The sequence below is a fragment of the Bacillus pumilus genome, assembly GCF_038738535.1.
GTDB lineage: Bacteria > Bacillota > Bacilli > Bacillales > Bacillaceae > Bacillus.
On the sequence record NZ_CP046128.1, the window covers coordinates 1878425 to 1896741 of the forward strand.

Consider the following 18317-nt stretch of genomic DNA (forward strand, 5'->3'; position numbering starts at 1 on the left):
GGTCATTTCTCCTCCTTTACAGTTTGATCTTTTTTGAGCTGTGCTTGATATTTTTTCTCTTTTAATTCATCTCGTTTTTCACGTTTGTTTTTGAGTGTGTCATGCTCAGGATTTGTCTCATATGCTTCTCTTCGTTTCATCCGGCTTAAATTCTCAGGCGTAAACGATTTCGCTTCATCCTGAAATAGTGCGGTAACACCAATTGCCGGTTCTTGTTTCTCTTCATAAATTTCATTAAAATACGCATCTGCCTGCCCTGCGACGTAATGCTCTGGTTCAGGGTAAGAGGTGATCACACCTTCAAAGTTACGAAGGACGACTTTGTCAGGGCTTTGCGATAATAAATAATTTGGCTGTAAGGCGATCTTTCCTCCGCCTCCTGGTGCATCTACAACAAAGCTTGGCACGGCATACCCGCTCGTATGCCCTCTTAAGCCTTCAATGATTTCAAGACCTTTTGATACTGGTGTTCTAAAGTGGCCAATCCCCTCAGATAAATCACATTGATAGATATAATAAGGTCTGACCCGTATCTTCACGAGATCGTGCATCAGCTTCTTCATAATCGGCACACTGTCGTTAATACCTGCAAGGATGACAGCCTGATTACCAACAGGGACGCCGGCATTCACAAGACGTTCGCACGCTTCTTTGGCTTCTTTCGTAATTTCAATGCTTGTATTGAAATGGGTATTCAGCCAAACCGGATGATATTTTTTCAAAATCTCGCACAGCTCATCTGTAATGCGCTGCGGAAAGACGACCGGCGCGCGGGTTCCTATCCGAATGATCTCAACGTGCGGAATGTCTCGTAAGTTTTTCAAAATGTATTCAAGCACTTGATCATTGATTAAGAGCCCATCTCCGCCGGAAATTAACACATCCCGCACCTCAGGTGTTTCTCTAATATATCCAATGGCAGCATCTAACTGCTTTTTTGGCACGCCCATACCGATCTGGCCGGAAAAACGTCTTCTCGTACAATAGCGGCAGTACATGGAGCACTGATTTGTTACAAGAAAGAGCACACGATCTGGGTACCGATGCGTTAACCCCGGGACAGGTGAGTCCTCATCTTCATGCAGCGGGTCTTCCAAGTCATATTTTGTTTTATGCAGCTCCTCAGCGATTGGCACAGATTGCATACGTACTGGGCATCTTGGATCGTCTGGATTCATCAGTGAGGCATAGTAGGGTGTAATGTTGAGTGGAATGGTTTTGGTGGAAATCTTCACCCCTTCTCTTTCCTCTTCTGTTAAGTTCACGATTTTCTCTAAATCTTCAAGCGTTTTCACGGTATGCGTCAGCTGCCAAATCCAGTCGTTCCACTTTTCCTCAGGTACATCCTTCCAAAGCTCAATGTCCTTCCAATGACGCGCCGGTTCATACAGTTTCTGATTCATATCCATTCCCCCTATCAGCATTCACCTTATACTATGCAAGTTATGTGCCAACATGGGAAAATGCCCCTATTCTTTACAAAAGGAGCTTTACCCGTGATATTCAATGGATGTTGGTGCCTATTTTTCGGCATCTGCATATTTCTTCAGTTTATACTGCAGCGTTTGTCGAGGGATTTTTAAGGCTGCGGCGGTTTTTTTAATATTGCCATGATGCTGATTTAAAGCTTCTTGAATCAATGTTTGTTCAAATGAAGAAACCTGACTTTTTAAGGAGGCGTCGGGTGTTTCTTCCTCGATCTTCTGCGTACGTAAATGAGCAGGAAGGTATGAAGGAGTGATGTCTTCCGCTTCCTTTGGCATCATCAATACGGCATGCTCAATGGTATGTTTTAATTCTCTGACGTTTCCCGGCCAGTGGTGAGCCATAAACAATTGTTCCGTTTCTTCAGAAAGGCGTTTGACGTTTTTTGAAAACTGCTGATGATAGGTTTGAATGAAATGGCGGGAAAGCAGCGGGATGTCTTGCTTTCTCTCACGAAGCGGCGGGATATGAAAAGATGACACATGCAGTCTATAAAATAAGTCTTCTCTTAAAATTTGCTTTTTCACCGCTTCAAATGGGTCCATATTGAGTGCAGTAATGAGTCTTACATCCACTTGAATCGCTTTTGCATCCCCAATACGGCGCACAACACCATCCTCTAACACACGTAATAATTTCGTCTGCAGCGTGAGCGGCATCGCTTGCAGTTCATCAAGAAAAAGCGTGCCTCCATCAGCCAATTCAAAGAGCCCCTTGCGATCAATTGCGCCCGTATAGCTCCCTTTGACAGATCCGAATAATAGGCTCTCAAGTAGCGATTCTGGAAGTGCTGCACAGTTTTGCGGAATGAACACTTGGTTTTTCCGGTCAGATTCATGAACAATGGCTTGAACGAGCACTTCTTTCCCTGTCCCTGTTTCCCCGTAGACAACAACTGATGACGGATAAGCAGCTGCTTTTTTTGCCTTTTCAAGCATTTCTTTTAAGAACGGATCATTTGTTAAAAATGAAGCAAAATCATGCATTTGTTCTGCCCCAGCCACATCGTGTATCCGTTTTTTTTGATCTAAACGATTTGAAAGGGCTGACAGCTTCGATACATCTTTTGCGACTTCGACCGCGCCTATTAACTTGCTTTCTTCAATAATGGGCAATGTCGTGTTGACGGTTTCAATTCTTTCTCCGTTTTTATTCAAATAGGTTTGCAGCGAATGATAAATGGGCTTCCCAGTTCTCAAAACATGCATAAGCGTACTTGTTTTTTCTGTTAAAGAGGGATACACCTCAAGGATGTACTTGCCAATCACCTCTTCTTTTTGTAAACAGTCAAACTTAGCGGCATTATGATTGTAAAAGATCGTCATGCCTTGATCATCTACAACATGAATGGCTTCATCAATGGCTTCTAAAATTAATTCAAACCAATCCGCTCTTTCGACAACTTTCCCCATTCTTTCCCCCTCACTTTCAGTGCCAAAAAACCGGCGTCTATTGCCGGATTTTCAGCGGCTTGATCATCTTCATCACACCTTCTCCTGTCCTTTCATGTTTCGCTTTTTCCTTGCAACTTCCTGCTTTTTTTGTCTATAGCGTCAAAAAAGCACCCCTCTTATGAGGAGTGCTTTCGCCCTGATGTTTGATAAAGAGACATATCGAATTCTTGCAGCGATTCCATATACAGCGGCACTATCGGCTTTCCTTCTTGAAATAACGTAAATTGGGAAGGGTATAAATTAATTGGCTGATGATAAAAAGCAAATCGCTTCACGACATCAGGATCAATACGGTAAAAGGTATGGTGCATCAGTAAATAGACATCTTGTTTCCATTTAAACAGCCGCCTGTTTGGCGGACTAAATACTGGAGAAACTTGAATCATGCCGCCATCTTCAAACATCTGAAGCCGTTCATTTGAAATCGTATAGATCTCCTTAGGGTGAAACTGAAAATATTGCACGTCACGTTTTGCAGCAAATCGCCTTTTTTTCTGTTCTTCAATATAATAGAACGTTTTTCCATGATCTGCCGTGACAACTGTATAATTTGGTACTGCCAGCATGTCTTTCATCTCATATTTCATCGCACATAACGATGGCACCCGAATCGCGCGCCTGTTTTTTTCGTTCACCCAGCACCTTTCAATTTCATGAAGATTGCCGCCTGCGATTTGGTAGTAATCCCCTTCCTTTTCAATCACCGTTCCGTCAATGAGATCATACGGCATACTCGAAAACAGATGATGAAAGGAATGAGGGGTTTTATACGTTGTATCAAGTACATCTCTTAATGGAAAAAACGCGGCAAATTGATTCAGCCTCATCCAAAAAACAGAATCTGCATGATGCCAGTGTTTCGGCCCATCATCCCAATATTGCCCGTATTTTTCATGAATTAGCGGAAGCAAACGCCTTCTGTGCATGACCGAACAATGATCCACTTGAAAGGACGCATGCTCCAAGATTTGGTCTGCTTCACGGACAAAGCTCATGGTCTCAACTAAATGCTTATCAACATGCACGACCCGCTGCGAGGAATACACGATATCGATATGAGGCTTCGACTGAAAAATATCCACCATTTTCTGCAAACGATCTTGATGATACACAGTATCATCTGTTAAATAACAAATGAGCTGACCTGTTATACGGGTTAGCGCTTCATTAATAAGCGTCGCATACCGAACGGTTAACAGCCGTTTTGCAGGATGAACCGTGCGTGAATACAGATGAATGCGTTCATCGTCTAAATAGGGCTGGATCTTTTGGAGGGTGCCTTGTTCTGAGCCATCATCCATAATCAGAAGCTCCCAATTTGAATACGTTTGTTCCACCATACTCTTTAGCACACGATCAATGAAATCAGGTTTATTGTAGCTTGTTAAAATTACCGATACTTTCATGATCATTATCCTTTTTAATTAGATTAAAAAGCCCCCCAGCTGACAATGTTCACGTAAGGAACATTCACTCTTAGCTGATTTGTCACGTTTTTAAAGACCGCTACTGTATCAAAGAGCTGCACAACAACTACGTTTTGAAGGACCTCTCCATTGACTAAATGAACACGTGGCAGCGGAATGCCAAGCTCAAGCCATGGACGAAGTAATTCTTTGATGTCTGACACACTCTCTTCCTCACTTTCTTCTAAAAGACGAAGAAGAAGTAAAATCAAGATGACTTCAAGTACTCCTTCTGCTTCTAGTAATTCTTCGTTCCAACCATTTAATAATTGTTCAAATTCCATTCATAATCCCTCTCTCTTCACATTTAATCTTTACTAGAGTATGAGAATCACTTCATTTAGCCTCAGCATTTGAAAACATTTTTAAAAATGTGTGAAGTAATTAAATGAAAAAAAGAACAAGGAATCAGCGTTCTGCTTATACCAAAAAAAGTGAACGGCATATACATAGGGGTGAGTTTGAATTGATGAAGAAAGGATGGGGAAAAAATGAGCGACAAGCGTGCCGAATTAAAAAAAGAACTATTGAAAGTGTTTTTCAAACCACTTACTCGTGCATTAACAGTTAATCTTGAAGAAGGAGGAGTTCAAATGGAAGAAAAATTGAACGATTTATTAAGTGAAGTGGCAGCTGAGGCATCACCTTCAGATTCTGCTACAACACTCGATGTATCTCAGCCAGCAAGATGGATTTTTGCAAGACTTGCACCAGGAACCGTCATCAGCATTGTCACTGACTCAGGAGACTTAATCGGGCCAGTTCAATTCGTAGCATTCAATGCTTTAACGGGTGTTGTATTTGTTACACAAGAAAGCTCAGTCACACCAACAGGCTCTGCAACGACTTTATTAGATGTAGATAAAGTTGAAAGTGTTACGTTCACATCTTAATGTGAGAGGGTCATGATGAAGCTTCTTTATATCAGCTCTGGCTACGGCGGAATCTATCACATGTTTGATCAATGGGTAGAAGAGAGCTTCATTGATTCCCCCTTTTCATGTGTAAAAATTGATCGAGAATCTCTACCCGCTCACATGCACAAAATCCGGACATTTTCTCCGGATTTTGTTTTGATGATGATCGGTGATCATGTTCCGAGCGAAGTGCTTCATCAATTCAAACAAGAAAAGATCCCGATCGTTTTGTGGATGACAGAAGATCCCTTTTATACAGATGTGTCAGCTGCTTGCACACGTGATGCGCGGCTCATATTAACGATTGATGAAGGAGCTTTGCCATTTTACAAACAATTGGGCATAGGTCACACCCACTACTTTCCCATTCCGGCAAATACACGTGTTTTTCAAAAAAACGAATCGCCTGAAGAGATGTGCAACTATGACATTGCACTCGCCGGCTACCCTTATCCCAACCGCATCATCGCCATTGATACACTCTTACAACAGAACAAATGGCGGATTCTCGTTGCAGGTAAGGAATGGCATCGTCATTTAAATAAGTCACGAAGACATTATCGAAATCTCACACTAGTGACCAATTGGCTGAGCCCTCAGCAAATGGCGGACATCTATCAGCAATCAGCGATTGTTCTTAACCCGCACAGGCCGGCTCAGTTTGCCTATAATAAAAACAAAGCCATGATTCAAAATGTAAGCCTGAACAACAGAGCGTTTGATATCGCTGCAGCTGGAAGCTTTCAATTGACGGATCTACAACCGCCGCAAGCTTTTTCAAGCTTCGTTTTTTATAAAGATGAGGACGATTTGCTGGAACAGGTTGAATATTATGGATCAAATGCCGAGAAAAGAAAAGCGATCGCACGAAACAATTACGAACAAGTCGTTTCCTGGAATACATTTGAGACATTTCCACACAGGCTTTATGAGATCGTAAAAAGCGCCCTATGACCGGGCGCTTTTCTCGTTGAAATTCATCTTATGCATAACCCTCCGCATCTCGGCGAGCCAATAAGACTTTCTCCGCTTTCTCAAGGTCTTCCTCCTGTTTCACCACGAGTGATTTTTGGCGATCCATGATATACGCTCCAACAGATCCTTCTAAAAAGGAATGAATGCATTCTTTTGCATATGGAACATAAAAAGCATACACTGCTCCATTTAAACGGCCATACGTATATGGCTGCTCATGCTTTGGTATGAAAAAGTAATGATTGTCCTTATATAAAGTTGCTTCATTATTCTCATGCAGTGTCCATGTTTCATTTGGGTTTTCTAGCGCCTCTGTAAAAGATGCCATGCAGTCATAATTCCCTTCTACTAGAAGCTGCAAGCACTTCTCAATATCTTCCGGCTCTCTTAAAGGAGACGATGGATGCAAATATAGAACAATATCAAAGGTCTTCCCCTCACGTTCTAAATAAGCAAGCGCATGCTTCACAGCTATGAGTGACGGTGTTTGTTCCGTTACATGCGTGTCTGGCAGTTCAATCACATGGGCTCCGTAGTGAGATGAAATGATTTGAGTATTGACATCCTCTGTAGAGACGATGACTTCATCTAACTCAATCATTTGCAGTAACGGCTGAATGGTCCAATAGATGAGCGGCCGCTCCGCCAATACGCGAATGTGTTCATCGTGCTGATCGCGCCTACTTCTAAAAGCTGGTATCAAGGCTAAAATACGATTTCCCCTATACATGTATTCCCTTCTCCCCTCGCGCAAAGCTCTCTTCATTTTTATCCGAGCTGATCGCAGTACTGAAGTGTTCAGGTCTCTCGTTTTTCTACTTGTTCTCTTATCTCTCCATATTCTATTAAGACGTCAAGCAGATGGTTATAATTTGTTCACCTAATTTATATAGAAAGTGGTTCTTTTCCTCAAACGGATACCGCTCTTTCACATATGATGCAAAGTAGAGAAATGAGAGTTGGGGGATTAGATATGTCCAAAAAGATAGAAACGAGTTTGAAGGCTTTTTTTCGTGACAAAACGATATTAGTCACAGGCGGTACGGGTTCGATCGGCCGTCAAATTGTGAAAAAATTAACATCATGCTCTCCAAAGAAGATTATCGTCTTCAGCAAAGATGACAGCAAACAATACATGATGAAAAATGAGTATGCAGATCATCCAGAAGTTGCATTCGCTTTAGGAGATGTACGAGATGCAAGCCGCGTGAGACAGCTCGTCAAAGGCGTTGATATCATCTTTCATGCAGCCGCCTTAAAACAAGTACCCACTTGTGAAGACAATCCGTTTGAAGCCGTGCAAACGAATATTATCGGAGGGCAGCACGTCATTGAAGCCGCAATCGAACATGAAGTCAGTCATGTTGTCAACATATCAACTGACAAAGCGGTTTCTCCGACAAATGCCATGGGTGCAACAAAATTAATTTCAGAAAAACTATTTTTCCAAGCAAACGAAAGTATTCCGAATCAAAAAACGATGTTTTGCTCTGTGCGTTTTGGCAATGTGCTTGGATCAAGAGGTTCAGTCATTCCCATCATGCTCCAGCAGCTGTTAAATGAAAAACCTTTGACCGTAACTGACCCTAATATGACACGTTTTTTTATGTCCATCGAAGAGGCTGTCTCCCTCACACTTCAAGCAGCAATCATGATGAAAGGCGGCGAAACGTTCATTCTCAAGATGGAGTCATTACAGCTTGCTGATCTCTTAAAAGCGTTTCATGAATATGCCACTCAAATCAATGTCGCACCCCCGGATATTCTCGTTGTTGGGAAAAGACCTGGAGAAAAGCTTCACGAAGAGCTCACATTTCAGCACGAAGCAGATGCACTATTTGAGCATGAACAATTTTATGCCATTTTACCAAGACCACAACTGCACGCTGACTTTCAAAAAGTCGACTTAACCAATTACACATCAAATGAAGCGCCTCTCATTACAAAAGAAAAGCTATTCCACATCATTGAACAATTACATCACACGCATCATAAAAAATAAAAAATCGTCACACGGAAGCAGATGCCTTCCATGTGACGATTTTTAAATAGATCAATCAAATAGATGTATCAAATCCCCATAGCCTTCTTTTTCAAGATCATCTTTTGGGATAAACTTCAAAGCGGCTGAGTTAATACAATACCGAAGACCATTTGGTCCTGGACCATCAGGAAAGACATGACCTAGATGAGAATCAGCTGTTTTGCTGCGCACCTCTGTCCGCACCATCCCATGGCTCGTATCCACCTTCTCCGCTACTTCCTCATCTTCAAGCGGCTTTGTGAAACTCGGCCAGCCGCAATGGGCATCAAACTTATCTAAAGATGAAAAAAGCGGCTTGCCTGAAATGATATCCACATAAATGCCTTCTTCTTTGTGATCCCAGAATTCATTTTGAAATGGCGGCTCAGTGCCATTATTTTGCGTGACTTCGAACTGCATTCGGTTTAATTCTTTCAGACGCTTTTCTTTTTCGTTTGTCATGATTTATCACTCCAATGGGACTCAATAAAACCCGCTCTGCCCGAACCGACATGATATCGTTCGTAGTGCATTTTGTTCTTTTTATAATAATGCTGATGATATTCCTCTGCGGGATAAAAAGGACCAGCATCTAAAATTTCTGTCACAATTGGCTTTTGGAAAGTGCCGCTTTCGTTCAGCTTCTCTTTCGATGCTTCTGCAAGCTTTCTCTGCTCGTCATGATGAACATAAATACCTGTGCGGTAGGACTCTCCTCTATCACCAAATTGCCCTCCATCATCTGTTGGGTCTATTTGCTGCCAATACAGTTCTAATAGCTTTTCATACGGGAAAACGTCTGGATCAAACGTGATTTGAACCGCTTCTCTATGTCCCGTTGTATTTGTACATACTTCCTCATAGGTCGGATTCACTGTATGTCCGCCAGTATACCCTGATTCAACTTTGATAATGCCCGGCTGTTCATCAAAAGGTTTAACCATACACCAGAAGCAGCCTCCTGCAAATGTGGCTAATTCTTGTTTTTCAGACATATTAGTGCCCCCTTCATTTAAAAAATGGTATCATCATATTATAACATGATGAAAAATAATGAAAATGATACGACTTGTATACCTAAAATAAAAGAAAGCATTCTGTCGTATCTTAAAATATAATGGGGGTTTAATGATTGGAACAAAGAAAACAAATGATGTATGAAATGGATTCTTTACTGAGAACCGTATTTAAGCAGATCCGTTATGAGATTAACAGCCTGCTCGAAAACGAATTATCTCGGAATGAATTTCTCATTTTAAATCTGCTTCGTGAGCAAGGTGCAAAAAAAGTAACGGAATTTGCGTCCATTCTAGGGGTGTCAGCAAGCCATATCACAGCTGTGACCGACACACTCGTAGAAAAGGGCTGGATTACCCGTATCCGTTCTAAAGAGGATCGCCGCATCATCAAAATCCACTTAACCGATAAGGGTAAGGAAATTACTGAGCATTTTGAGAAAAAGAAAACAGAATACTTTATGGAGCGATTTGAGTCATTCGACGACGAAGAACTGAAAACAATGATCAAATTATTTAAAAAGCTGGATAAAAGTCAAAAGGATTAAGCATAGATTTTAGCGCTCTGGACATGCTACGGATAAAAAGAGGTGGAATGAACCATGACAAGCCCTTATCTTTGTCCAAACTGTAAAACAAACAGAACTCGCTTTAATCTGATTGAGCAGCTTTCAGAACCTGTGAAGCTGGATCCTGCGACCGGAGCAGTTGTCGAAAGATACGAAGGAGAGCAGCTTTCTCCTTTTCACGTGAGCTATCAAGGTCCTCAAATAAAAGTCCAGTGCGGCGTTTGTGGTTTAATTGAGGATGAAAAAACGTTCATTAAGCTAGCCGAATATCATCAATATTCTTCTCCTTCTTAACTTGCGGGCCTGACGGAAAACGTCAGGCTTTTTTCTATGCTTCTTTTGCCTATACAGATCGCCTTTTTCATGCATACGCTACAAAAAACACCATCGCATAAGAAAGTAGGGATTGATGACATGCAGCAGCTCTCTTATCATGACTTTCCATACCGTCCACTCGCTGCGGGCTTCGAGCACCCTCAAAGCAGCCTTTCATCCAAAGCCTTTATTCGGCTCTTTCACGCTGCACCAGATCTTAGTGAGCTCGCTGTATATGTGAATCGGAATGAGGTCTTGAAAAAAATGCCTTACAGTCATTTGACAGCTTATATGGAGTGGGATGAGGGAATTTATGAGATAGAAGTGTTCAAGCTGGCTACAAAAGAAAGAGTTCTTCATTCTTGCATGATGATTAAACGTAGCGAGATTTACACCCTATGTATCACAGGTGCTCATGCAGGTTTTGCGCTGCTGACAGAGCGGCAAGACCCTGTGATTCAACACGAGGACCTGTCAGCCCTTACATTTGTCCATCTGTCTCCAGACCTTCCTTCCATTGATATATATGAACGTGATCAAGGGGTGTTATCAAAGGAGCTTCATTATGTAAACGGCACTCACATTCATCATTTCTCCCCGAATAAATATCATTTTGAATTGAAAGCTGCTGGCACTCAAAGTATACTGCTTGATATCCCCAAAGTTCATCTGCAAGCAAATCGCGCATACCTTATTCTGCTTCATGGCTTTGCTAACGGAGAGCCAGAGCTTATGGCGAAGGTGGTCTTGTCTCAGCAAATATAAAAAAGAGCCTTTCCTCAATGGAAAAGGCTCTTTACGAGACATCTTCAGCTTTTTCTTGCTTTTGAAAATCAAAAGCAAGAATCATGATACCTAGAAATAATGCACAATAGGCAATATTTAAGTAAAACTGATCGATATTTTCTGCTCTTAAATCAGTGGCAGCTGTAATGCCAAAGTACGCAGCAAATAAAAGCGACAGTAAACTAAAATATTGATAGACTCGCTTCATGATTTCACTCCTGACTCACTTTCTATTGCTTTGGATGATAATATGAGAACTCAATTTCATCGTTCTCTAGATCAATTTTGTTTGCTTTCACATACATATCATTCGTCAGTGGCATTTCTGAAAGGCGTACTTCAACCGTTTTTTGATCCGGTTTCACATGAACGAATTCTGGCAGTTCATAGAACTGGCCCATGTAGCTTAAAACAAAACTAATCGGAATGCTCAATTGTCCAATTGAAAGGCCATCCACTTTCAACAGCACATCACCATTATCTTCGACAGTTGGCGTAAAAGAGACGTTTGCATCAATAGTCGAAGAGAAAGCTTTAATTGCGCCTGTTACTTTCACATCTTGATCGATCGCCACATGAAAATCTGGCATATCACTTGATCCTTGATTTTTCAAGTAATCATTGATAAAGCTGGTGAGCGATTCCTTTGAGCTAGATATATTAAAAGAATACTCGCTTTTTAATTCTTTAGTTGAAGCGGATTGACCGCCTGGCAGCATCATCAAAATACCGCAGGCAAGAACAATCAATAGATTGATTGCAAGTAAAATAAAAAATAAGCTTTTCCACTTTTTCATACGTTCACCCTATTCCTTCGGCAGTCCTTCTTTTTTCACTTTGGAGAATAAACGATTTGCCATAAGAGAGTACCCCTTTTGGTTTGGGTGGAAATCATCATCTGCCAGTAATTTTTCATCAGAATCTTCCTCAAATAAATCTGCTACATTGATCATATCAGCGTTGCCGTCTTTTTTCAGTTCCTTTTTGGCAGCGGCATTCCAATCTTTGACGACTTCATCAATATCTCGCAGCTCAGACAAACTGAACTTAAAGGGATTGTACATGCTGACATACATGATCTTCGCATGATCATTGTGCTGTCTCAATTGAGCAAGAATGGTTTTAAAGCGCTCCTCAAAAGGACCCTGCTCTTTTTGAAAAGGAGCAAACGTCAAATTGAGCACATTTTGATGGACAACATGCATTAAGTCATTGCCGCCGATCGTAAAGAAAATATAGTCAGCGTCTTTCAGTCCGTCTTGCACCTTTTTTTCTTTTAATCTTTTTAATAAATCTACCGTTCTACTGCCTTTAATGGCATAATTTTTTAATGTGACAGATTGCACGCCGTCCACCGCTTCTAACTTGTCACGGGTCATGCCTGCATATCCTTTTTTATGTTGATCTCCGATTCCTTCTGTTAAGGAATCTCCAACCGCTGCGATCGTAATATGTTCTTTTACGTCTTGTGTGTCTTCTAGTTTATCCTTTATGCCAGCCTCTTGCGCGGAACATGCAGAAAGAACAAAAGCTAGAGACATCACAATCAAAATCAAACGAGCCTTCAAACGATGATGTCCCTCCTTTTTCTGATTAAAAAAGTGTATCATGTTTTCGCTCATTTGAACATCCTTATGCTAGCTTCGATTCAGCGTTTTGATGTCCTTGATAATTTCATCATAAGGTGTATTTTGTACGCCATCATAATTTTTCATCACTTTCCCTTCTTGATCAACTAGGAAAAACAATGACTGATGAATCACTTGGTCTTCATCTTCAGGTTTCTTCACAATGGTTTTAAAGCTCTTCATTGCGAATTTTTCGATTGCGGACTGTGAATAGCCAGTGAGAAAATCCCAATTTTTAAAGGACAATGGATATGCTTTTGCAAATTCTTTTAGCTTATTCGGTGAGTCTACCTCCGGGTCCACGCTAAAGGAAATGATATGCGCATCCAATTTTTCTTCTTTTAACCGTTTTTGCAGCTCTGTCATATGAGCAGTCATCGGCGGACAGATCGTTTCACAGCTTGTGAAAATAAAATCTGCAACCCATACTTTCCCCTTCAAATCATCCAATGACACCTTTTGACCATCCTGATTTTCATACTCAAACGGCTGTATTTGATAATTTAACGCATCTTTGATTTGTCCATTTGAACATGAGACTAAAAGAAGCACGCTTATGATAATAAGCGCACCAAGTGAGGCTCCCCTTTTTTTAAGCATGGTACGTCCATCCCCTTTTTCAATCAATCGGTATAAAAAGTAAAGCCTATTGCGCCTTTTCCAGTGTGACACGAAATAATCGGTGTTGTGTAGGCGATGTCAACAAGTGCTTCAGGTGTGTGATCAAGCAGCGCTGATTTGAGCTTTTCAGCGAGTTCTAATGCATCTGCATGCGCTATCCCAATGGCTTGAACTGTTTTTCCTTTCACGGCCTGTACATACTGTTTGGTCAAATAGCGGACAAGAGCAGAATAGCTTCTCACATTCGCTTCCGGCGTGTATACCCCATCCGTTAAGCTGGCAATTGGTTTGATATGAAGAAGTGAGCCGATCAGCGCCTTTCCTCTTCCAATTCTTCCACCTTTCACGAGATTTTCTAATGTATCGATTGTGACAAATAGCTTTGTTTTAAGACGGATTTTATCCATTTCTTTGATGATGTCTTCACGGCTTGCACCATTTTTTGCAAGCTCTGCTGCTTTGCTGACTTGAAAACCTAACCCATAGGAAATAAAATTTGAATCAATCACCGTGATGTTTCCGTCTACCATTTTCGAAGCGCTTTCAGCAGTTTGAACAGTACCACTCATCCCACCCGTTAAATGGATACTAATGACTTCGCTTCCATCTGCTGTGAGCTTTTCATATAATTCGACGAATTGACCGATCGCAGGTTGAGACGTTTTCGGCAATTCCTCAGCGGCCTCCATTTTTTCAATAAATTCATCTGGCTGTATATTCACTCGGTCAATATAATCAACCCCAGAAATGGAGATATTGAGCGGAATCACGTGAATGGATAGATCATTGATTTTTTCTTGCGGAAGGTCCACAGTTGAATCTGTTACAATTTTAATTTGTTTCACTATCGTCTCATCCTTGCTGTCTTAGTCTTTACTTATGATATTACCTTATTTCGTGCATACTTGAAAACAACTGTCATGACGTTTTTAAAATTGTCACATTTTCTTCTTTTTATGAAAAAAATCTTTGCCAAGCTGAGCAGCTGTCATTTCAAAACGGCCGCTCACTCCACTTGACAAAGATTTCTATTTACGCATTGTGTTTCAGTGTAGGCTCCTGATAGATCTGCTCATATGTGCTCCACTTGACGTTACGTTTCACATCCTCTCTGAAAGAGTATACAGCTCTCTTTCCTTTAGATACATAGACTTTTTTCAAGAAAGCTTCAAGTCTAAAGGTGAGCATGAAACCATACGTCTCATCTCCCTTTAGTACAGGGACTTCTGTTACCTTGATCTGAGCTCCATCCATCCGTCTAAAACATATTGTTTTGAGCAGCACAAACGATCAATCCTCTTTTCCAATGTTCTGTTAGGCCTAAATAAATAGGTGGAATAAATCTTGATCTTTATTCACTTCAACATAATGGAAGCCTTTTTTATTCATCCGTTCAATCAGTGCCGCATAGTCATCTCTTTCATTCAATTCGATGCCAACAAGCGCGGGGCCTTTGCTTCGGTTATTCTTTTTCGTATATTCAAAGCGTGAGATATCATCATTTGGACCTAATACTTCATCTAAAAATTCCCGAAGCGCTCCTGCTCTTTGCGGAAAATTGACAATGAAATAATGTTGAAGCCCTTCATAGATCATCGACCGTTCTTTGATTTCCTGCATTCTGCCAATGTCATTATTTCCTCCACTGACAATACAGACAACATTTTTCCCTTTAATCTCCTCGCGATGGGCATCCAGCGCTGCGATCGGCAGTGCGCCTGCCGGCTCTGCTACAATCGCACATTGATTATACAGCTCTAAAATGGTTGTACATACTTTTCCTTCAGGTACAAGACTGATTTTATCGACAACGGACTGAAGCGATGTAAACGTCTTTTCGCCAATCCGCTGAACCGCTGCTCCGTCTACAAACTTATCAATTGAATCAAGTGTCACAACCTTGCCCTTTTCATGGGAAGCATGGAGTGAAGCTGCGCCAAGTGGTTCGACTGCAATGATTTCGGTTTCTGGGGCGATATTTTTGATATATGTACCAACTCCAGATAACAGACCTCCACCTCCAACACTTGCAAATAAAAAGTGAGGCTCCACTTCGATATCATTTAATATTTCTACAGCAGTCGTTCCTTGTCCTGCCATCACATCCAAATCATCAAACGGATGGATAAACTCGCGCTTCTCTTCATCTCCGCATTTTACTGCTTCATGATATGAATCATCAAACGTATCTCCGGTTAAGATAATTTCAACATATTCTTTTCCGAAAAGCTCCACTTGAGATACTTTTTGCCTTGGTGTCGTGGCAGGCATAAAGATTTTCCCGTGGATCCCTAAATATTTACAAGAATAGGCAACACCCTGTGCGTGATTTCCTGCACTTGCACAGACAATGCCGTTTTCTAGTTTATCTTTTGGAAGCTGGCTCATTTTATTAAAAGCGCCTCTTAATTTAAAGGAACGAACTACTTGAAGATCCTCTCTTTTTAAGTAGACATTACATTCATATCGTTCAGAAAGTCGCTCATTTTTTTGAAGAGGTGTATGAATCACTACATCCTTCAAATTTTGATGGGCCTTTAAAATGTCTTTCACTTGAATTAGCGTGTTTTCTTTGAGCAACGGTTTCATGTACAAGATCCTTTCTCTTTAACCTTATTTAATTTGTCATTATAACATGAATATTCAAAAAATAAACCAATAGATCATGGATCAAGCATAAATTTCATAAACTTTTTCGTTTTTCTGTACATTTGGTTTTATTGGGTGTTACAATTGAACCAATTAGAACCACAAAGAAAGGAATCACCCGATGACCACACATTCGTTTACGTCTATATATGGAGAGCATCAATATATCAAGCGTGCCATTCATCTGGCAAAGCAATTCACAAAACACGAGCAGCCGGTCTTGATAACAGGAGAAATTGGCACAGGCAAAACACTATTTGCCCAGGAAATTGCAAATGCAGCTGCTCCAAACGCTTCACTGACACATCTATATTGCCCCGTCTTAGATGAAGATACCTTACAGAAAGCCTTCACGGAAAAGACCCGTCAAATTCTTTATTTAGACGAAATCGCCGCATTAAGTATTCCTATGCAGCATCAGGTCATTCGTTTTCTAGAAACATCTTTTGCAACAAAAATCATTGCCACTTCGTCTTTATCAATAGAGGCATTGAGGGTGTCATCTACCTTTTTACCTGAGCTGTTTTATCGTTTAAATGTTTTTCATTTGCCCCTGCCGTCATTAGCAGATCGAAAAACAGACATTCCTGTGTTAACAACTGCTTTCTTTCAGGAGCTGAGCATGACGCCTGATATTGATCCAAGTGTTTGGGAAACCTTGCAGGAGTATCCGTTTGAAGGAAACGTACAGGAACTCAAAAATATCGTTCATTATGCTGCAGTCATTCTCGAGGGGCAAACGGTATTTTTACACCACCTGCCGCCTTTTGTGTTAACACCTCTTTCGCCGGACGTAAAAGGAAAAAAGGAAGAACACCAGCTCACACTAATGGAAAAACAAGAGTTTGTTTTCCTGCTGGAAGCCATTAAGTCTCTCAATGAGAAAGGTGAAGCAGCCAGCAGACGCATCTTGTCTGAATTAAGCAAACAAGGCGACATTCCGCTGACCCCTCAGCAGGTGAGGAGCCGATTAGATGATCTTGAGAAAAAAGCTTACGTGACGAAAGGAAAAGGCAGGGCTGGCACGAAGATTACACTTGAAGGTCTTTCATTCCTGAAATCACTTGATGGTTATATACCGGTTCAATAAAAGGAGGCTATCCATTGTTTACTGTAAAAGAAGAAATTGCAAACGCCATTACACATGGCATTGGCGTTATTTTATCCATACCAGCCATTGTTTTTCTCGTTTTATTCGCTGTTCAATACGGCACTGTCACAGACATCATCAGCTTTTCGATATTTGGCGCATCCATGCTGCTGCTCTATTTAAGCTCAACCTTGCTTCATAGCATACGGCACAAAAAAACAAAAGATGTATTTGAAATCCTCGACCACTCGGCTATTTATGTATTGATTGCTGGTACATATACGCCCTTTTTACTAGGACCATTAAAAGGCGCACTAGGCTATACTCTTCTTGCGATTGTATGGGCTCTTGCTGCTGGCGGGATTGTCTTTAAAATCTTTTTCGTTAAACGGTTTATCATTGTGTCCACGCTCGTTTATTTATTAATGGGCTGGATGATTATCATTGCCATCAAACCACTTTACATTGGGTTAACGGGCGCAGGATTTGGCCTCTTACTGTTAGGCGGTCTATTGTATTCAGTCGGAACCATCTTTTATATTTGGCGGAAAATCCCCTATCATCATGCCATTTGGCACAGCTTTGTACTCGGCGGCAGTGCATCGATGTTCTTCTGCATTCTCTTCTATTGTGTGAACATTCCTGCTGCATGAAAAAAACCAGCATCCACTTTCGGATGCTGGTTTTTCTATGCGCGCTTTTGGGCGTAATCACTCATCATGACAGGTGCTTTAATATGAATATCAACATTAACAGGGCGCAGCCTTTTCACGACTTTCCCAGTTAATAGACGATCCGTTCCACTTGTTTCAATCGGTACAAGCGGACAATCACAATCTTCAGCAAGTGCCTCTGCCATGTGACGCTGTGCTTCTGAAAGCAATACGCTCTGCCCAGATAAGATTCTTTCCTTTGCTTCTTCTAATAAGGCATCATCAGATTGATTCTGATGAATAACCGCCATCTTCTTCAGCCATTGTTTTAAAATGGGATATCGAAAAAGATTCGGCTTTGCCATGAAAGCAAATGGCTTCTCAAGGTGACCAATCAATAATGTCGTCGTGACTGGATTCAGTGCCTGTGTGATATAAATAACGGGTCCATCTGGCAGCTTCTTTTGCTGGTGAATGGTCATGACTGATCCTGACTGATCAATACAGCCCCGGGCAAACCTTTTTGCATGCTCATGAATGAGATGCATTCGTTTCGTATAGGAAATGCGCGGATCAGTTAATTCATGAGCATGCAAATGCCTCATACTTTTAAAAATGGATAGGGCAACATAAATCGTTAAAAACCAATAACGAAACAACCGTACTCCTC

23 protein-coding genes are annotated in these 18317 nt (G+C 41.2%); 8 read left to right on the forward strand and 15 right to left on the reverse strand.

Annotation, left to right across the window (positions count from 1 at the left end; all coding sequences use genetic code 11):
• Window positions 1-2 precede the first annotated feature (2 nt).
• From ablA to cgeC, 4 genes are all read right to left on the reverse strand, one after another.
• The gene (gene ablA / locus GKC25_RS09290; protein ID WP_034660953.1) at window positions 3-1403 is read right to left on the reverse strand and encodes a lysine 2,3-aminomutase; all 1401 of its coding nucleotides are present in this window, start codon (window positions 1401-1403) and stop codon (window positions 3-5) included.
• Window positions 1404-1520: 117 nt separating this feature from the next.
• On the reverse strand, window positions 1521-2897 hold the full coding sequence (locus tag GKC25_RS09295) for a sigma-54 interaction domain-containing protein (RefSeq protein ID WP_034660954.1): 1377 nt from the start codon (window positions 2895-2897) through the stop codon (window positions 1521-1523).
• Window positions 2898-3055: 158 nt separating this feature from the next.
• The gene (locus tag GKC25_RS09300) at window positions 3056-4351 is read right to left on the reverse strand and encodes a glycosyltransferase family 2 protein (RefSeq protein ID WP_034660956.1); all 1296 of its coding nucleotides are present in this window, start codon (window positions 4349-4351) and stop codon (window positions 3056-3058) included.
• 17 nt (window positions 4352-4368) lie between these two features.
• Complete coding sequence (gene cgeC, locus GKC25_RS09305) at window positions 4369-4689, reverse strand: spore maturation protein CgeC (RefSeq protein ID WP_034660957.1); 321 nt, start codon at window positions 4687-4689, stop codon at window positions 4369-4371.
• A gap of 207 nt (window positions 4690-4896) precedes the next feature.
• Here cgeC and GKC25_RS09310 point away from each other — a divergent pair, with 207 nt between their 5' ends.
• Both GKC25_RS09310 and GKC25_RS09315 read left to right on the forward strand, forming a co-directional pair.
• Entirely contained in the window at window positions 4897-5298 is a 402-nt protein-coding gene (locus tag GKC25_RS09310; protein WP_034660958.1) for a hypothetical protein, read from the forward strand.
• A 15-nt stretch (window positions 5299-5313) separates the two neighbouring features.
• A complete protein-coding gene (locus tag GKC25_RS09315; RefSeq protein WP_095285298.1) occupies window positions 5314-6276 on the forward strand; it encodes a CgeB family protein in 963 nt (320 codons plus the stop codon).
• A 28-nt stretch (window positions 6277-6304) separates the two neighbouring features.
• On the opposite strand, the gene GKC25_RS09320 is transcribed toward GKC25_RS09315, so the two are convergent.
• Complete coding sequence (locus GKC25_RS09320) at window positions 6305-7027, reverse strand: cytidylyltransferase domain-containing protein (RefSeq protein WP_106037669.1); 723 nt, start codon at window positions 7025-7027, stop codon at window positions 6305-6307.
• Window positions 7028-7270: 243 nt separating this feature from the next.
• On the opposite strand from GKC25_RS09320, the gene GKC25_RS09325 reads away from it, so the two are divergent.
• A complete protein-coding gene (locus GKC25_RS09325) occupies window positions 7271-8299 on the forward strand; it encodes an SDR family NAD(P)-dependent oxidoreductase (RefSeq protein ID WP_034660963.1) in 1029 nt (342 codons plus the stop codon).
• A gap of 51 nt (window positions 8300-8350) precedes the next feature.
• Here GKC25_RS09325 and msrB read toward each other — a convergent pair whose 3' ends face one another.
• Together msrB and msrA are read right to left on the reverse strand one after the other, a co-directional pair.
• Window positions 8351-8782: a peptide-methionine (R)-S-oxide reductase MsrB gene (gene msrB / locus GKC25_RS09330; protein ID WP_095285300.1), complete on the reverse strand. Its 432-nt coding sequence runs from the start codon at window positions 8780-8782 to the stop codon at window positions 8351-8353.
• Window positions 8779-9315 (reverse strand): peptide-methionine (S)-S-oxide reductase MsrA, encoded by a 537-nt coding sequence (gene msrA, locus GKC25_RS09335; RefSeq protein WP_034660967.1) that lies wholly within the window; start codon window positions 9313-9315, stop codon window positions 8779-8781. Before msrA ends, msrB begins: the two co-directional genes overlap by 4 nt.
• A gap of 137 nt (window positions 9316-9452) precedes the next feature.
• Between msrA and GKC25_RS09340 the strand changes: the two genes are divergently transcribed.
• The 3 genes from GKC25_RS09340 to GKC25_RS09350 all read left to right on the forward strand — a co-directional run bounded on the left by GKC25_RS09340 (window position 9453) and on the right by GKC25_RS09350 (window position 10985).
• A complete protein-coding gene (locus tag GKC25_RS09340; protein ID WP_034660968.1) occupies window positions 9453-9884 on the forward strand; it encodes a MarR family transcriptional regulator in 432 nt (143 codons plus the stop codon).
• Between the two features lie 54 nt (window positions 9885-9938).
• Window positions 9939-10199: a hypothetical protein gene (locus GKC25_RS09345; protein WP_034660970.1), complete on the forward strand. Its 261-nt coding sequence runs from the start codon at window positions 9939-9941 to the stop codon at window positions 10197-10199.
• A 69-nt stretch (window positions 10200-10268) separates the two neighbouring features.
• Window positions 10269-10985: a DUF4397 domain-containing protein gene (locus GKC25_RS09350; protein ID WP_252067779.1), complete on the forward strand. Its 717-nt coding sequence runs from the start codon at window positions 10269-10271 to the stop codon at window positions 10983-10985.
• A gap of 31 nt (window positions 10986-11016) precedes the next feature.
• On the opposite strand, the gene ypmT is transcribed toward GKC25_RS09350, so the two are convergent.
• The 7 genes from ypmT to ilvA form a co-directional block, all read right to left on the reverse strand.
• On the reverse strand, window positions 11017-11214 hold the full coding sequence (ypmT, locus tag GKC25_RS09355) for a protein YpmT (RefSeq protein ID WP_034660972.1): 198 nt from the start codon (window positions 11212-11214) through the stop codon (window positions 11017-11019).
• A gap of 22 nt (window positions 11215-11236) precedes the next feature.
• Window positions 11237-11803, reverse strand: a complete 567-nt coding sequence (locus GKC25_RS09360) for a YpmS family protein (RefSeq protein WP_034660973.1) — start codon at window positions 11801-11803, stop codon at window positions 11237-11239.
• A 9-nt stretch (window positions 11804-11812) separates the two neighbouring features.
• Window positions 11813-12574 (reverse strand): SGNH/GDSL hydrolase family protein, encoded by a 762-nt coding sequence (locus GKC25_RS09365; RefSeq protein ID WP_034660974.1) that lies wholly within the window; start codon window positions 12572-12574, stop codon window positions 11813-11815.
• A 69-nt stretch (window positions 12575-12643) separates the two neighbouring features.
• Window positions 12644-13234 (reverse strand): SCO family protein, encoded by a 591-nt coding sequence (locus GKC25_RS09370; RefSeq protein ID WP_034661968.1) that lies wholly within the window; start codon window positions 13232-13234, stop codon window positions 12644-12646.
• A gap of 23 nt (window positions 13235-13257) precedes the next feature.
• Window positions 13258-14100: a DegV family protein gene (locus GKC25_RS09375; protein WP_034660975.1), complete on the reverse strand. Its 843-nt coding sequence runs from the start codon at window positions 14098-14100 to the stop codon at window positions 13258-13260.
• A 187-nt stretch (window positions 14101-14287) separates the two neighbouring features.
• On the reverse strand, window positions 14288-14539 hold the full coding sequence (locus tag GKC25_RS09380) for a YpmP family protein (RefSeq protein WP_034660976.1): 252 nt from the start codon (window positions 14537-14539) through the stop codon (window positions 14288-14290).
• A gap of 36 nt (window positions 14540-14575) precedes the next feature.
• Window positions 14576-15844 carry a threonine ammonia-lyase IlvA gene (ilvA, locus tag GKC25_RS09385; RefSeq protein WP_034661970.1) on the reverse strand — a complete coding sequence of 423 codons (1269 nt, stop codon included), beginning with the start codon at window positions 15842-15844 and terminating at the stop codon, window positions 14576-14578.
• 181 nt (window positions 15845-16025) lie between these two features.
• On the opposite strand from ilvA, the gene GKC25_RS09390 reads away from it, so the two are divergent.
• Together GKC25_RS09390 and trhA are read left to right on the forward strand one after the other, a co-directional pair.
• The gene (locus GKC25_RS09390; RefSeq protein WP_106037667.1) at window positions 16026-16994 is read left to right on the forward strand and encodes a sigma 54-interacting transcriptional regulator; all 969 of its coding nucleotides are present in this window, start codon (window positions 16026-16028) and stop codon (window positions 16992-16994) included.
• Between the two features lie 14 nt (window positions 16995-17008).
• Entirely contained in the window at window positions 17009-17647 is a 639-nt protein-coding gene (trhA, locus tag GKC25_RS09395) for a PAQR family membrane homeostasis protein TrhA (protein WP_095285302.1), read from the forward strand.
• A 35-nt stretch (window positions 17648-17682) separates the two neighbouring features.
• Here the strand turns inward: trhA and GKC25_RS09400 are convergent, their stop codons facing one another.
• Entirely contained in the window at window positions 17683-18306 is a 624-nt protein-coding gene (locus GKC25_RS09400; protein WP_034660980.1) for a lysophospholipid acyltransferase family protein, read from the reverse strand.
• Window positions 18307-18317 lie beyond the last annotated feature (11 nt).

Bases quoted from the DNA above. Each gene is read 5' to 3' on its own strand.
- ablA (WP_034660953.1), bottom strand. From the start codon at position 1,403: ATGAATCAGAAACTGTATGAACCGGCGCGTCATTGGAAGGACATTGAG.
- GKC25_RS09295 (WP_034660954.1), bottom strand. From the start codon at position 2,897: ATGGGGAAAGTTGTCGAAAGAGCGGATTGGTTTGAATTAATTTTAGAA.
- GKC25_RS09300 (WP_034660956.1), bottom strand. From the start codon at position 4,351: ATGATCATGAAAGTATCGGTAATTTTAACAAGCTACAATAAACCTGAT.
- cgeC (WP_034660957.1), bottom strand. From the start codon at position 4,689: ATGGAATTTGAACAATTATTAAATGGTTGGAACGAAGAATTACTAGAA.
- GKC25_RS09310 (WP_034660958.1), top strand. From the start codon at position 4,897: ATGAGCGACAAGCGTGCCGAATTAAAAAAAGAACTATTGAAAGTGTTT.
- GKC25_RS09315 (WP_095285298.1), top strand. From the start codon at position 5,314: ATGAAGCTTCTTTATATCAGCTCTGGCTACGGCGGAATCTATCACATG.
- GKC25_RS09320 (WP_106037669.1), bottom strand. From the start codon at position 7,027: ATGTATAGGGGAAATCGTATTTTAGCCTTGATACCAGCTTTTAGAAGT.
- GKC25_RS09325 (WP_034660963.1), top strand. From the start codon at position 7,271: ATGTCCAAAAAGATAGAAACGAGTTTGAAGGCTTTTTTTCGTGACAAA.
- msrB (WP_095285300.1), bottom strand. From the start codon at position 8,782: ATGACAAACGAAAAAGAAAAGCGTCTGAAAGAATTAAACCGAATGCAG.
- msrA (WP_034660967.1), bottom strand. From the start codon at position 9,315: ATGTCTGAAAAACAAGAATTAGCCACATTTGCAGGAGGCTGCTTCTGG.
- GKC25_RS09345 (WP_034660970.1), top strand. From the start codon at position 9,939: ATGACAAGCCCTTATCTTTGTCCAAACTGTAAAACAAACAGAACTCGC.
- GKC25_RS09350 (WP_252067779.1), top strand. From the start codon at position 10,269: ATGCATACGCTACAAAAAACACCATCGCATAAGAAAGTAGGGATTGAT.
- ypmT (WP_034660972.1), bottom strand. From the start codon at position 11,214: ATGAAGCGAGTCTATCAATATTTTAGTTTACTGTCGCTTTTATTTGCT.
- GKC25_RS09360 (WP_034660973.1), bottom strand. From the start codon at position 11,803: ATGAAAAAGTGGAAAAGCTTATTTTTTATTTTACTTGCAATCAATCTA.
- GKC25_RS09370 (WP_034661968.1), bottom strand. From the start codon at position 13,234: ATGCTTAAAAAAAGGGGAGCCTCACTTGGTGCGCTTATTATCATAAGC.
- ilvA (WP_034661970.1), bottom strand. From the start codon at position 15,844: ATGAAACCGTTGCTCAAAGAAAACACGCTAATTCAAGTGAAAGACATT.
- GKC25_RS09390 (WP_106037667.1), top strand. From the start codon at position 16,026: ATGACCACACATTCGTTTACGTCTATATATGGAGAGCATCAATATATC.